Below are 300 nucleotides of genomic sequence, written 5' to 3' on the forward strand. Positions count from 1 at the left end.
CACTCGTGCCATGATGGTACGGAACGAGAAGCGGGGGACGTCGGTTGCTGGTGTCTCTGCTGTCAGGCCATAGTGTTCGGCATGGCGAATCTGATGCGCGACCTTGGCGCTTTTGATCAGGGCCTTGCTGGGGACACAGCCATAGTTGAGGCAGTCACCCCCCATCTTGTTGGCTTCTATCAGGGTCACTTTGGCTTTGACGGCGGCGGCGATATACGCCGATACCAAACCACCGGCACCGGCTCCAATCACTATCAGGTTACGGTCAAAATGACGGGGTTTTTTGTAGCCATCGTAGAC

General features: G+C 56.3%; 1 protein-coding gene. It reads right to left on the bottom strand.

Annotated features, from left to right (window positions below):
- A partial coding sequence (locus Q4563_RS18715) for an FAD-dependent oxidoreductase (protein WP_303605584.1) occupies positions 1-300 on the bottom strand: 300 nt, incomplete at both ends.

It is taken from the genome of Gilvimarinus sp. 1_MG-2023 (assembly GCF_030548285.1).